Here is a 14,135-nt window from a genome sequence, read left to right as displayed (position 1 = left end):
TGCTTGGTTTCTATTATGCCTCAGTCTCCTATCCTCCAGCCCCACATGATTCCCGGGCCCCAAGGCTCAGGGCGATTGCAAGGCCACCATTCACCTTCGCATGTTCCGTAGAGGAGGTCAAAGTTCATCCAGAACTGGCCCATAGATATCTCCTCCCCCTCGTCATTTACCCATGTCCAGGTGCCTTCACAGTATGCTACGTCATGTGGTTCCGCGGGTGGGACTGGGGTGCTGATGGATATTATGTCGCCGTGAAAGTTGCCGCCGTTGTCGCCGTCCCACCAACTGCCGTCGAAGGCTCCATTCTCCACGAAGCCGTCCCACTCCTGCCAAGGGTAGATAGTGATTCCGGTGGGTGTCTTGCAGCTTCCTTCGCCATTGCCTGCCCACGGTCCTTCAAGTTGTGCGAGGAGGGGCGTTGCCCCGACTGCAAGTATCACAGCCAGGGCGATGAGGAGTTTTTTGGAGTTACTCATTTTGTTCCTCCTTTTGGTTTAAGGTTTATGAGGGGGCGAGTAACCCCGCCCCCTGGTTGGTTTCTATTATGCCTCAGTCTCCTATCCTCCAGCCCCACATGGTTCCACCCTGAGCATTAGTGTAAGGCAACCATTCGCCCCAGCAGGTGTCAAGGTCTACGTTGAACGTCATCCAGAAGCTCCCTAGTTCAATGGGTTCTAAGCCGCTGGGGTCAATCCACGTCCAGGTTCCTTCGCAGCCGGCAAACGTATATGAGGGTGGGACAGTAGTGAAGAAGCATGTGATGCCTCCTGTGAAACCGCCGGAGTTGCCTTCGTCATCTTCCCAGGAGCCGCTGAAGACTCCATTCTCGACAGTACCGTTCCAGCTTTGCCATGGGTAGATGATGCTACCGTCAGGTAAGTAGTAGCTGCCATTACCATAGCCTTCCCAAATACCATCGAGATCGGCCAAGGCAGGTGTTGCCCCAACCAAGAAGATCACGGCGAGGGCGATTATGAGTTTTTTGGAGTTGCTCATTTGTTCCTCCTTTGAGGTTTTAGGTTTATGAGGGGGCGAGTAACCCCGCCCCCTGCTTGGTTTCTATTATGCCCTACGGGCCTGTCCTTCGGCCCCACATGTGTCCTTGCGGGACGGCGGTAAGTTCACTCCACCATGCGCCCCTGCATGTTTCAATGACGTAGTGAAAATCCATCTCGAACGGACCTACGGTGATCTCCCGTGGTGGGTCGCAACCTTCATCTACCCACGTCCAGAAGCCTTCGCAGTATGCTACCTCTTGGGTTAAGGATGGTATGACGCCTTGGAATCTGCCGTGGGCGCCTGTGCTATCGTACCACTCCCCGTAAAAGCGTCCGTTCTCGACGGTGCCTTTCCAGGTTTGCCAGGGGTGAACAGGTACTATGCCGCTTGGTGGCCGCCAGGTTCCATCGCCATGGCCTTCCCAGATGCCGTCGAGCTCGGCGGCAATAGGCGTTGCTCCGATCAGAAAGATCACCGCGAGCGCGGCGATCGTGAGTTTTTTGAAGTTACTCATCTCTTACTCCTTTTGTGATCTGTGAGGAGGGGCAGAAATCTGCCCCTCCGAGTTTCATGGAAGGTTAATCTACCTTCCAGCCTTTCATGGTGCCGTGATCGCTGGGTGAGGGCCAGATGGATGTCCAGGTGCCTTCGCATCTTTTTTCCAGGATGTAGAACGTCATCTTGAACTTGCCGCCGACTATTGGTTGCTGAGAGTGGCCTGTGGGGTCGTACCATGTCCATTCGCCTTCAGCGTATGCTATCTCAGGAATGGGTGAGAACTCCACCACGCCCTTGAATGTGCCGTGATTGCCGTCCGCATCCCACCATTCGCCGGTGAAGACATCTTGGGTGGCCGGGATCTCGCCCTTCCACGTCTGCCAGGGGTGTATAGGAGGGTGACAGGGCGGGTAAGCTTCGCCCCTACCTATGCCCTCCCAGGTTCCGCCCAGCTGAGCGAACGCCGGAGTGGCTCCCAGCAGCAGGATAACTGCCAGGACGGCGAGTATGAGTTTTTTGGAGTTATGCATATCTCCTCCTTGGGTTGAAGGTTTCTGAAAGAAGGACATAAATCTTCCTTCTATCCCTAATGATGCACAAAATTTTATGATTGTCAAGAGCTTTTGTTATAAATCAAAAAAATGATATCAAGAATTTGGTTGGGGTAGCCCCTTCCCACTCGTCGTTTTTGGAGTCTTAGATGCCCTAAAGGCGCCCTTACTTTCTGCTAGATTGCTCCGTCAATCCCAAGCTTGCTCAGGATAGCCGAACAGCTCGGTAGGAGAGAGTATGCTGCGGCCTTCCACCTCGTCTAAGAGCTTTTGCGCCTGTTCGCGAAGTGCGGGGTAGGAGGCATCAAGATAGGGCCGCGCAAGCTCAGCCAAGCGCTCCTTGAGGTCTGAGGTCTTCTCCTCGTCCTCTAGTTTCGTATAGACGTTGCGCAGTGCTCGCAGGAGTGTCGCCTGATAATCCGGTTTGCGTGCTTTGTCCAACTCAATCTCAAGGGGTTCAAGTGCCGCCTCACCTATCTGGGCTAAAGCGGCCATCGCCGCGGCGCGGACCGTAAAGTAGGGATCCGAAAGATCATCTATCAAGACAGGTACGGCCCTTTCGTCCTTTATCTTTGAGAAAGCCTCTGCCACCAGAATCCTCATGCGTTCCTTATGATGATCGGCGTAGTGGACTATCGCAGGAACCGCCTGATTTGCCTTTAACTTCCCAAGCGCAGAGACCAGTGAGCCTGCCAGGGAGTCGTTGCGTTTGTCCTCAAGCTTTTTGATTAATGTGTCTGCTGCTCCCTCGATCTCCAGCTGACCCAAGAGATAGATCGAGTTGCGCACGATGGTGTCGTTGTCTGCTTCAAGACCTTGATAGAGATAGTAGGCGGCGGTGTCCTTGAACTCCGCAAAATGCTTCTCTATCGCCCGCAGCGTCAGCCCGCTGTAGGTGCAGAACTCGTAGTTGAAGATGTATGAGACCGCCTGCTCTGCGTAATCCTCTTTCAGCATCCTTCTTGCTGTCCTTACCTTGCCGATGTCGCCGCGCACCTCCCACAGCGACGCGTAGTGGAACAGCCTCGCCATCCTTGCCGAGTCAGTCTCTAACGTATCCAGCTCAGGGAAGGTGGTAACCGTATCCTGCCAGGGTTCCTTGCGCGGCTGGACCGCCTCCACGTCCATACCCAGGGCGAAGGTGCCTGAGGTCCAGACGTGGTTATTTTCGCCCTTGTCCTCCTCGGCGTAGCGGTCGTTACCCTGAAGGTCGATAAACATGCCCACTCCCCCGGTGCCTCGCGACCAGTTTGCCCCGCCCTGGCTTAGACCCTCGCGGGAGCAGTAGTCGTCGTTACCCCTTGTGTCCACGAATATCCCTACCGAGTTGGTCAGGCCGATCCCCTGACCTCCTGACGCGTAATACACATCGTCGCCGTCGGCATCAAGAAGCCAGCCGACCGCAAGATCGTGCCCCTCACCCTGGGACGGACCGTAGCGCGAGAAGTAGTGATCGTCGCCCTCCAGATCCATCAACGCACCTATCGATAAATGAATGCCTGACCCTTGAGAGTACTGAGCCGCCGAGTACAAATCGTTGCCCTGTTCATCTAAAAGCATCCCTAACGCGAACCAGTAGGAGGTGGCCTGCGCGTATATCTCTGAGATGTACTTATCGTTGCCCTTACGGTCGTATAAAAATCCTATCCCACCGGAGGCCACGTCGCGCCAGCCGAAACCGAACCCCTGGGCGAACGAGCGGTACTGGTCAGGGGTAAGGGGATGGTGGATGTGAACCCCGCCAGCGTAGTACAGATCGTCGCCTTCGTAGTCGGCAATTAACCCGTATCCCCATGGGCCGCCTAACCCTTGAGTCCAGTCCCAGGCGCGGTAGGTGTCGTCGCCTTCACGATCGGCAAGAACGCCTGATCCGAAGTTGCCCGCCCCCTGGGTGAAGAACCCGGCCCTGTATGAATCCTCTCCGTCCTCGTCGATCAACATGCCGATCCCATACAGACCCGCACCATGCGAGATGTGGAACCCTGTGTAGGAATCGTTGCCGCCTTTATCCCATAATAAGGCCGCACCGAACAGCGCCGCACCCTGGTTAACCAGCTTGGTACGGTTGCGGTAGACGTCGTCTCCTGCAAGATCGAGCACGAAGCTGACCGCGGTCCACAGCTCGCCAACCGCACCTGCAGCCCGTCCTTCGTAGACATCGTTGCCGCCCAGATCGATGATCACCGCGAAATCACCGGTATAGGTGTTATGCCACGGTCCGCCGATAACGCATTTCTGGCCATCGGGGAGATCGTAGACCGCGTAGACCACTCCTTCAACCCCCTCCACCTGCACCTGTGGCGGGTTCTCCTGCGCAAGTAGCTCCTTAGCCATTGGTATGATCTGTTCCACCCCATCAGCAAGACTCGCCCCTGCAACGTGCAGCTCGCGGATATCCACCTTCTGGGATAAGCGAAGCAGATCAACCAGCTTCAACCCGTAACTCGTATCGCGCTCTATCCCGAACTCTTTATGCAGCGCGCCTGCGTAGCCGTTTTCTAACGAGTCGGCCTCGTCAGACCACAAGGCAGGGGCGGTGTATAGGAGGCTGTCGCGCTCCGCCTCGGTTAAATCCTCAAACGCCTTATCCAGATGCTGGCTGGTCAATTCGAACACCTCTTTAACCGCATCCTCGATATCTGCAGCTTTTATCTTCTCCGATCTGAACCTCTTGCCGGTAAGCTCCAGACATGTAAACCTCAGGTAGTCGGAAGGCCGGTAGAGCTCACGTATCTCTTTACCTGAGAGAAGCACGTAGTCAGGCACGTCCAGCGGGTTGTTCATGAGGTCGTTGACGATCTCGAGCCTGAATGAGTCTTCGCGCCAGAGCTTGTCGTAGCCCAGGTCTGAAACCTCAAGATTCATAAGCTGGAGCCCTTCAAGTATGTGCTCGTACTCAGTCTGCCAGAGGCTATCTATGGGTGCGGCAAGTATCGCAAAAACTAACGTCAGGGACATCCTTTCCTCCTAAATTGTAGGGGCACGGCATGCCGTGCCCCTACTCTTAATAACTTGAAGCTATCACCGCTACCAGGGCAGAACCTCGCCCGGAGAAACGTCAAACGCCACCAGACCTGAAACGAGCTTCGGGTAGAAGTCGGTGGACTTCTGCGGCATCCTGGCGCCGGCCGCCGAGACCGCTTCAACCTGCTCGACCTTTGTCGGGTTCATGAGGAAGCATATCTCAAACTCGCCGGAATCCACACGGCTGAAAGCTTTATCCACGTAGCGCTCGTAGCGGATGTATGACTCGATCTCCTCCTTGCTGATATCCAACAGCTTCTCGATCACCAGGTTGTGCAGCACAGATACGTCAAGCGCTTTGATCTGGGGCGGATCTGCGGGCATTACCTCGTCCATCACGGCATCGTCCTTGAGCAGCAGAAGCCAGGAACCGTCCTTACGATAGAGGCCAAACGCGTGCTTATCCGCGTTCTCCTTGACCTTGACCGCAAGTTCTTCCTTGGCAACCGGCGTGATCTCGAAATACTCTGCCATCTCCGCTTTGGCGGTATCGAAGTCGGTTTTCAGTTTTATCACGTAGCGATGGGTAGGAAGCACCAGCAGTCCTGGATCGAACAGATTAACCAGTGTCACCATGCGGTGGTTGAAGGCCGAGGCGTCAGGCACATCGGGATGATCCTTGACAAGATGCTCCTTGAGTGCAAGCGCGGTCTCGTAGCGGTGGTGACCGTCTGCGATCATTACCGGTTTGGGAGCAAGAACCTCCTGAACCTTGCCGATCACCTCAGGATCAGAAACCCGCCAAACCCTGTGGATACAATCATAATCGTCCGTCGCCTCCATCAGGGGCTTTTGGGCCATCGCAGGCTCAAAGAACTTCTCGATCCTGCGGTCGGAATCAGCGTAGAGCATGAACACCTGCTCGTAGTTCTTATGTGTCTTTGAAAAGAGTTTGAAACGATCCTGTTTTGGCCCCTTCAGGGTGCGCTCGTGCGGAAGCACCACCCTGTCGGAGTAAGGGTGAAGCTTGAGTGCGGTGATGAACCCGGTGCGGGTGATAGGGGCAGGATTACCCTCAATCCTATAAGTCTGGGTATATGGGTAGAGTGCGGGTTCGACATCCTTGATGATGAGACCCTCTTCCATCCACTTGTTGAAGAAATCCGCCGATTCCTGGTAACGGTCTTCTTCGCGTCCGTAGATGAGGCGTACATAGTTCAGCGGGTGCCGATCATAATACTCCGCTTGCATCCGGGGCGTTATCTTGTCGTAGGGCTGGGTGATCACACGAGAGGGGTCAGCTATCTCTTCCGGGTTGTAGCGAAGCCCTCTGAACGGTCGTATGGTTGCCACTTATGACCCCTTGAGCGCCTCGATTACCTTTTCTGCGACCTGCACGCCTGCGCGCTGCTGACCTTCTGCGGCCTGGGCACCCACGTGCGGGGTGAGCACCACGTTATCCAGACTAAAGAGCTTGTGCTCGGTTACAGGTTCGCTCTCGTAGACGTCTACGGCGGCCGCTCTGAGCTTGCCGGAGGTGAGCGCTTCATACAGCGCCTCCTCATCAACCACACCGCCGCGGGCAGCGTTGACAAGAATCGCTCCGTCCTTCATCTTCGCAAACGCATCGGTGCTTATGAGGTAATGGGTGCTGTCGTTATGGGGCAGGTGAAGGGAAAGGAAATCAGCCTCCGCCAGGACCTCATCCATCTCCTTGTAGGTGCCGAACTCGGATTCGGAGACTACGGCGTCGAAGAAGAAGACACTCATGCCCATGGCCCGGGCGCGCTTGGCCAGCTCGGAGCCGATGCGACCCATGCCGATTATGCCCAGTGTCTTGCCGTAAAGCTCAATACCCTTGAACTTCTTCTTGTCCCAGCGGCCTTGCTTGAGGCTAACCGTGCCCTGTGCGATGTGCCGGGCCGCGGAAAGCATCATACCCAGAGCAAGCTCAGCTACCGAGATGGATGTCGCTGCCGGGGTGTTGTAGACAGCAATGCCGCGCTCCTTGGCCGCCTCGCGGTCCACGTTATCCAGTCCAACGCCGGCGCGACCGATCACCTTCAGGTTCTCGGCGGCCTCGATGATCTCGCGGCGCACCTTGGTCGCCGAACGCACGATGAGGGCGTCGTAGTCTTTGATCTGAGCTTTCAAATCCTCCGGTTCGAGATGATCCACCACCACCTCGAATCCTGCGTCCTTCAGCTTCTGGACGCCCTGGGGGGCGATGGCGTCGTTTACTAAAACCTTCATTACATCCTCCTAGTGGCCGAGTATGTCGTCTATAGCGGCCAATAGCTCGTCTATGTCTTTCATCTGAAGATCACCCATGTGGGCGATGCGGAAGGTCTTCTCCTTGAGCTTTTTACCGTAGCCGTTGGCTAGGGCCATGCCGCGCTCAGCCAATGCCTTGTTCAAATCGGCCACACTTATGCCCTTGGTGTTGGCGATAACGGTCACGGTCTCGGACTCATAGCCTTGCTCAGGGAAAAGATCAAAGTGCTCCTTTGCCCAGGAGCGCACGCGGTTGGCCATATCCGAGTGACGCTTGTAACGGTTGTCCATGCCTTCTTCAAGCATGCGATCGAGCTGGAAGTCGAGTGCGTTGTAGAGGGCAAGGTTGGGGGTGGATGGTGTCTGTCCGCCTCGCTCGTCTATGTACTTCTTCATGAGTAGGAAGTCGGTGTAGTGGCCGCGGTGCTCGATGGTCTGGGCCCGCTCAAGGAACCTGTCGGAGACGGTGCAGAAGGAAAGGCCGGGTGGAAGTGCCACACATTTCTGGGTAGAGGTCAAAACCACGTCGTATTTGTCAACGTTGATCCTGGCACCGGTGAGTGAGGAGACGGCGTCTACCAGAATCAAAACGTCCGGATAGCGCTCACGCACCATGTCCGCGATCGCATCGGTTGGGTTCATTACGCCGGTGGAGGTTTCGTTATGGGTAAGGCACAGCACGTCGTATTTGCCGGTTGCCAGTTCTTGATCCACCATCTCCGGCGTTATGGCCTTGCCCCATTCGACTTCAATAGCACCACATGGCAAGCCGTTGGCCTTGGCCATCTTGTGCCAGCGCTCGGAAAAGGCCCCGCAGATAGTGTTGAGCACGCCCTTCTTGACGCTGTTGCGTATGGATGCCTCCATGATCAAGGAACCCGAAGCGGTCCACACGATCACCTGCTGGTCGGTCTCCAGTACTTTTTTCAGCTTGTTGATTACCGATGTTCCCAGTTCGGATGCCTCCTTCATGCGGTGCCCGAACATGGGTTTGGTCTGAGCCTCTAGAACCTCAGGCAGGACCTCGGTGGGTCCTGGGATGAAAAGTTTCTTATGCATCACTACCTCCTCGGAGGTTTGAGGGTTAATCTATTCAACTTTCCGAAAACGCCTCTGTTAAGACGTTTTAATCCAACCACTTAGCAACACAGATGTCTGCGTCTTTACATCTATCTTGTCAAACGAACTCTAGTATATCTGGGGCTTTGGAACTGTCAAGTGTTATGAGACAGTATAATTATTTAAGGCCAATTGGAGTGGACTTTCCGACCGCCTGACAGATTGGTTGGAAATCCCCGGTGTTGGTTGTAAAGACTCGATAACCTTTAGGACATTGTGTGGCAATTATTGCATCCCCCAAGATGTAGCGACATTTCTTACCATGCGCCTTTTCAGGATTTCTCAAGATGGATGCCGCTGGAGATTTAAATTTACTCAGGCTATCAGGAAGGTTATGGGCGAGTGACTTTAGTTCCGCCTTGTGACGGCTCCAGAAATCCTCGATGTCACAAGGAGGTGGTTTTGTAAGAGGACATGAAATTTTTTCGGATGCAGAAGGTTCAATCCGTGCATCTACGCATTCAGGTGATTTTACAAATGAATCCCTATCTATCCTTACCCAAAAGTAATAATCCAGCAACCAATCTAAAAGATATTCTACACGTTCCTGCAATGCTTCTTTTAATTCGGACATCGGTCGGTTAGGGGCACTGTTCCGTAACTCCTCCATTACTGGCCCAAGGATTTTTTTCGTTACTCTCTCCGTTCTTCTATTATAAGAGGGTAGTCTATTGACGGCTTCATTGATCGAATTAGAGCTTTTCAACAAATTCAAAAAGATTGCCGCATCCTTGACAATTGTCCATCTGTATTCACCAAGAACGTAATTCGATGCAGTACACGATGTGCTTTGGTTTATTTTTTTGCGTATTTTTTTCTTGGTCTTTTGTTTACCCAGGTATCTGTTCATTTGGACAGTTGTGTCGAGAAAAAGCTTCACTCGTTTTGGTTTTCTTCTTCAATTATTTTGGAAAGGTCTTCATCAAGATGCGGGTATGCATCTAGGTCGCCCTCATAAAGGAATTCTAATACCTGCATATGATCTGAGGGATGAAGTTCTTCCTTTGCTGCAACCTTTATGGCCTTAAGCAGTGCTTGGAGATTTTCTTTTTCAAGATCCTCAGCATAGATATTTCTCACAGCGTCTCTGATGGTGAGCGCGATCTGTTTCCGGACATCCCTGCGTAAGTCAAGATGTCTTACTGCCTCATAGAGAGAATCTGCCTTCTCTTGCACCCTACAGAAACAATCTAGTCGTTGCCCAAGATCATCAAAAGACTCCAGCGTAGTTTCTGCTGCGAGTCGTAAATCATTCAGAATCACTAAAAACCTTATTTCCTTGTGTTCTCGTGATGGCTGATGAACAAATTCCGCACGCTCTGGCGTTAACTTAAGGAATTCACTTACCGTTTTTTTAATGTTTTCTATTTCAGTCGCATGTTCTTTTAAATGGCCCCAATGCAAGTTAAACATGCCCCGCATGATGCGGAAAATTTCTTCAATGTTTCTTTCCTCTAGATATCTCACTTGGATTCTCCGGTTGCTAACTCATCTTCTATTTTTTTGAGTTCGCTTATCAAATAACGGATATCTTCCTTGTCACACCCTAAGGAGAGACTTTTTTGAATTCTATGGATTCCAAAAATCGGTGATAGAATCCTTGCTAAAGGGTCTTCGGAAGGACCAAAAGGCGGTTCTAAGTAACGGAATTCAATAGTCGCAAAGGGGGTCGACTCTCGTTTCGATTTACGTTCATCCGCCAGCCTCCGGTTTATCTCCCACCTGACTTCCGTAACTACGGGAGTCTTCGCCCGCCGTTTTGCTTTTGATCTTCTGCGAATGGCCCATTCCGGTTCGATTTCTTTGAGTATGCCTATCTTCTTTTCTAGTATTTCTCCCCTTTCTTTTCGGGCTTTTTCGGTTTCCTCCTCAGAAGGGGGGCCTAAAAGTATGTCTACAGATATTTCTATTTCTTCGTACTTACCTCTCGTAACGTTAAGAAATTTGGAGATTTCCCCTATCGAACTTTTCACCTCTTCTAGTTTCAAATCCATTCCCTTAATATATTTTTCCAATGCACCTTCTTCAATTTTAAGATCAACGCCGTCAGGGTGAACAAGGATTTTCATCCCGTCGTCTTTGTATAGCTGACGCAGGAGACCAACGACTTTCTTAAACTTTTCCAGTTCTTTATCGGCCTTTTTGGGCATTCATATCCTCCTCTGTATGCCTAAGAATAGGGCAAAACTGTCGCTTGTCAAGGGGGTGCCGGCTTATTCATTGGAGTTAGTATCATTGTGCTAAGGCTCCAACTAGCGTTGCTTGTGCGTTTGTTCCCGTGTCCGCAGATGCCTCCAGAGAACCGGAATCAAGTATAACGGGCGTTCTTAACGTGTCAAGTGCTTAGGAATAAACCACAGATTTCGCAGATTACACGGATTAAAGAATATATCCATCGGCGAAATCGGCGTAATCCGCGGATAAAAGGAATCTACCTTGCGATTTGCTCCCGCAGGAATAAACCACAGATTTCGCAGATTACACGGATTAAAGAACAGATCCATCGGCGAAATCGGCGTAATCTGCGGTTAAGGGGTGTTACGGGCGGGTGTTACGGGCGGGTGTGTTCCCGCACGTACTTGGCGATTATATCGAACTCAAGGTTCACCTTATCGCCCACCCTTAGCCCGGATAAGGTGGTTCTGCGCAGGGTCTCTGGGATCAGGTTAACGGTGAGTTTTGGCCCAGGCAATTTTTTTAACACCGTGAGGCTAACACCATCAATGGCAACAGAGCCCTGATCAACCACCAGACCATCCGCTTCGCGTGAGAACGCCACCTCTATATGCCATGCGTCTTGAGTCTTCTTGAGCGCGGCAACCTTACCCACCTCATCCACGTGCCCCTGCACCAGATGGCCTCCCAAGGGCTTCTGCAATGTCAGCGCCCTCTCCAGATTGATCCGTGAGCCTGCGTGCAGATCGCCGAGTATCGTCCTTTTGATCGTTTCTCCTGTCGCCTCTGCCTTCAGGAATCCTGGTTCAACCTTGATCACAGTCAGGCACGCACCGCTCACCGCCAAGCTGTCACCCTCGCTCAGCTCCAAACTCGTTTCAATCTCAAGGATCTTGTTATCTCCTCGACTGGTGACCCTGCGAAGGGTGCCTACTTCCTCGATGATGCCGGTAAACAAGGTCGCGCCTCGAGTCTTAGATCTTTACCCAGCCAGGAAACCTTCACGTCTTTAAGACAGATTCGTTCGTTGATGTTGGAGTACTCAATGGTGTCGGTGTAGCCGATTCCTTTGCCGAGGAACGAGAGGTTGATGCAGCAGATGAAGCGATCCACAAGGCCCTGACGCAGCAGCTCGGAGGCAAGCATGCCGCCGCCTTCAACCAGGAGCTGGGCGATCTGCCTTCTCCCCAGCTCTTTCAGCACCTTTTTAAGATTCAGCCGTCCATCTTCAGTCAGGTCGACCGCTGCGAACGAAACCTTTGCCGCATCGTAACTTTCTCTTCGAGCAAGCGATTCGCGTGATGTGAAAATCAATGTTTTGCCTTCATCGAACACCTTGGCATCGGCAGGCATCTTAAGCTTGGTGTCGAGTATCACCTTGAGGGGATTGCGCCCGGTTACTAGCCTCACGGTAAGCTGGGGGTTGTCGGCCAAAACGGTTCCAATGCCTACCATCACCGCGTCGGACTCGGTCCTCAGTTGATGCGAGTAACGCCGCGCCTCCTCGTCTGTGATCCACCTGGAGTCGCCTGTAGAAGTAGCTAGCTTCCCGTCGAGTGTGGTAGCGAGCTTAAGGATAATCAAGGGCAAGCCCGTCTCGCGGTGCTTGAAATAGGCCTGGTTCAACGCGCGAGCTTCGTCTTCTAAAAGCCCTACATCCACATGAATGTGTGAGCGGCGCAGGTACTCTATGCCTTTGCCGTTAACCAGCCTGTCCGGGTCTTTTATGGCGATCACTACCCTCAGGATACGGGCTTTGGATATCTTCTCCACACATGGAGGCGTACGCCCGAAGTGTACGCACGGTTCGAGATTCACATAAAGGGTCGCGCCGTCCGCCCGCAGCCCGGCGTCGGCGATAGCGATAGCCTCGGCGTGAGGCCCTCCGTAGCGGGAATGATAGCCTTTGCCAACCACCTCACCTTCCTTCACGATTACCGCACCTACCATGGGATTGGGCGAAACCTGACCCCTTCCCTTCTCTGCCAGAGCTAAAGCCATGCACATGTAGCGCTCGTCCTCTTGAGAGAACTCCGGGAAGAGGGTGTCACTCATCTGCCCAGATGCTCCTTGCCGTCCATGTAGGGACGCAGAGCGTCAGGCACTTTTATGCTGCCGTCCGCTTGCTGGTAGTTCTCGACGATTGCGATGATGAGCCTGGGGAACGCGGTGCCCGAACCGTTGAGTATGTGTGGATGGATCAAGCTGCCGTCTGCGAGCCTCAGCCGCGTCTTGTTGCGACGTGCCTGGAAGTCGGCGCAATTGGAGATCGAGGAGACCTCTAGCCAATCTTCGGCACCTGCAGCCCACACGTCGATGTCGTAGGTGAGTGATGCCTGGAACGCGGCCTCGGTTGGGGAGAGCGCCTTAACCCTGTAGGGTAGCTCGAGAAGCTGAAGGACCTTCTCAGCATTAGAAAGGATTTCATCGAAAGCCTGGTGCCAGTGCTCAGGATGCGCGAACTGCACAAGCTCCACCTTCTCGAACTGATGTATGCGGAAGAGACCTTTGGTCTGGGTGCCGTAGGTTCCTGCCTCGCGGCGGAAGCAGGAGGTGTAGGCGGTGTATTTAAGAGGTAAGTCTTCTTCCTTGATCTCTTGCCCCATATGCAGGTTGATGAGTGCTGTCTCCGAGGTTGGGATTAAATAAAGTGGATCGTCCTTGAGCGCGTACATATCCTCAAGTTTGGAAAGCTGCCCGGCGGCGTTTGCCGATTCAGCACGGGCTAATACCGGCGGGAAGACCTCTTTGTAACCGTGTTCTCTGGTGTGCAGATCAAGGCAGAGGTTTACCAGCGCACGCAGGAGGAGCGCGCCATCGCCTGTATAGGCGGCAAAACGTGCACCGGCGTAAGATGCCGCGTAGCGGAAGTCGCAAAGCTCAAGTCTCTCGCAGATGGTTACGTGATCGGCGGGTTGGAAGTCGAATTCTGGTTTTTCTCCCCACGTCCTTAGTACGGTATCTTCATCCGGCGAGCCCGGATCGGGCAGGTTGGGCAGCTGCCAGAGTAACTCTTCGAAGCGTGCCTCGATCTCCGAGAGCTTACCATCCAGCTCCTTGGTCTTAGCAGAGAGCTTCTTGGTTTTTGTCATCACCCCGGATGCATCTTTGCCCTCGCGCTTGAGCTGACCGATGGCATCGGACGCCTCTTTCAGATCGTGCCTCAGCGTATCACGTTCTGCCTGCAGTTTTCTCCGCTCCTCGTCTGCCGCCAGAACTTCGTCCACCGAGACCGGACACCTTCGGCGTGCCAGAAGCTTGCGAATCTCATCAGGGTTCTCGCGAATCTTCTTGGGATCAATCATGGGGTATAATATAATGAAGGGAGGTGATGTCAACTACGAGAAATACATCGGGCCTTGATATTTGGGGGATTTCGTAGGGGCCGGTCTTTAGACCGGCCCGCATATGGTACAGGATAACGGACTTTTGGAAAACTGCTGCACTTCAAATAGCAGCCCATACAATTACATTTAAGAGAACAGACACTCCTGCCTGTTCCAGATTAGCATGTAGTGCGAGACTTTAGTCTCGCTTGCTTTCTTGGCGAACCTG

The 14,135-nt window shown here is 53.2% G+C and carries 14 protein-coding genes; all 14 read right to left on the bottom strand.

What is annotated here, in order from left to right; genetic code table 11:
• Nucleotides 1-20 precede the first annotated feature (20 nt).
• The 14 genes from CEE36_02880 to CEE36_02815 all read right to left on the bottom strand — a co-directional run bounded on the left by CEE36_02880 (nt 21) and on the right by CEE36_02815 (nt 13,885).
• Nucleotides 21-476, bottom strand: a complete 456-nt coding sequence (locus CEE36_02880; GenBank protein TKJ43644.1) for a hypothetical protein — start codon at nt 474-476, stop codon at nt 21-23.
• Nucleotides 477-549: 73 nt separating this feature from the next.
• Nucleotides 550-996, bottom strand: a complete 447-nt coding sequence (locus tag CEE36_02875) for a hypothetical protein (GenBank protein ID TKJ43643.1) — start codon at nt 994-996, stop codon at nt 550-552.
• Between the two features lie 73 nt (nt 997-1,069).
• Nucleotides 1,070-1,513, bottom strand: a complete 444-nt coding sequence (locus tag CEE36_02870; GenBank protein TKJ43642.1) for a hypothetical protein — start codon at nt 1,511-1,513, stop codon at nt 1,070-1,072.
• A gap of 64 nt (nt 1,514-1,577) precedes the next feature.
• On the bottom strand, nt 1,578-2,066 hold the full coding sequence (locus CEE36_02865) for a hypothetical protein (protein ID TKJ43641.1): 489 nt from the start codon (nt 2,064-2,066) through the stop codon (nt 1,578-1,580).
• 171 nt (nt 2,067-2,237) lie between these two features.
• A complete protein-coding gene (locus CEE36_02860) occupies nt 2,238-5,006 on the bottom strand; it encodes a hypothetical protein (protein TKJ43640.1) in 2,769 nt (922 codons plus the stop codon).
• A gap of 69 nt (nt 5,007-5,075) precedes the next feature.
• A complete protein-coding gene (locus CEE36_02855; protein ID TKJ43639.1) occupies nt 5,076-6,365 on the bottom strand; it encodes a hypothetical protein in 1,290 nt (429 codons plus the stop codon).
• A complete protein-coding gene (locus CEE36_02850; protein ID TKJ43638.1) occupies nt 6,366-7,265 on the bottom strand; it encodes a 3-phosphoglycerate dehydrogenase in 900 nt (299 codons plus the stop codon).
• A 9-nt stretch (nt 7,266-7,274) separates the two neighbouring features.
• Nucleotides 7,275-8,345: an aminotransferase gene (locus CEE36_02845; GenBank protein TKJ43637.1), complete on the bottom strand. Its 1,071-nt coding sequence runs from the start codon at nt 8,343-8,345 to the stop codon at nt 7,275-7,277.
• Between the two features lie 178 nt (nt 8,346-8,523).
• Nucleotides 8,524-9,285: a hypothetical protein gene (locus CEE36_02840; GenBank protein ID TKJ43636.1), complete on the bottom strand. Its 762-nt coding sequence runs from the start codon at nt 9,283-9,285 to the stop codon at nt 8,524-8,526.
• Nucleotides 9,282-9,872: a hypothetical protein gene (locus tag CEE36_02835; protein TKJ43635.1), complete on the bottom strand. Its 591-nt coding sequence runs from the start codon at nt 9,870-9,872 to the stop codon at nt 9,282-9,284. Before CEE36_02835 ends, CEE36_02840 begins: the two co-directional genes overlap by 4 nt.
• Entirely contained in the window at nt 9,869-10,555 is a 687-nt protein-coding gene (locus CEE36_02830) for a hypothetical protein (GenBank protein ID TKJ43634.1), read from the bottom strand. The genes CEE36_02835 and CEE36_02830 overlap by 4 nt, the downstream gene beginning before the upstream one ends.
• Nucleotides 10,556-10,956: 401 nt before the next feature.
• Complete coding sequence (locus CEE36_02825; GenBank protein ID TKJ43633.1) at nt 10,957-11,538, bottom strand: riboflavin synthase; 582 nt, start codon at nt 11,536-11,538, stop codon at nt 10,957-10,959.
• The gene (gene ribD / locus CEE36_02820) at nt 11,511-12,635 is read right to left on the bottom strand and encodes a riboflavin biosynthesis protein RibD (GenBank protein TKJ43632.1); all 1,125 of its coding nucleotides are present in this window, start codon (nt 12,633-12,635) and stop codon (nt 11,511-11,513) included. The genes CEE36_02825 and ribD overlap by 28 nt, the downstream gene beginning before the upstream one ends.
• Nucleotides 12,632-13,885 (bottom strand): serine--tRNA ligase, encoded by a 1,254-nt coding sequence (locus CEE36_02815; protein ID TKJ43631.1) that lies wholly within the window; start codon nt 13,883-13,885, stop codon nt 12,632-12,634. The genes ribD and CEE36_02815 overlap by 4 nt, the downstream gene beginning before the upstream one ends.
• Between the last annotated feature and the right edge of the window lie 250 nt (nt 13,886-14,135).

The sequence above is a fragment of the candidate division TA06 bacterium B3_TA06 genome, assembly GCA_005223075.1.
Lineage (GTDB): Bacteria > Hydrothermota > Tepidihabitantia > B3-TA06 > B3-TA06 > B3-TA06.
This window is presented reverse-complemented; position numbering and strand designations above follow the sequence as displayed.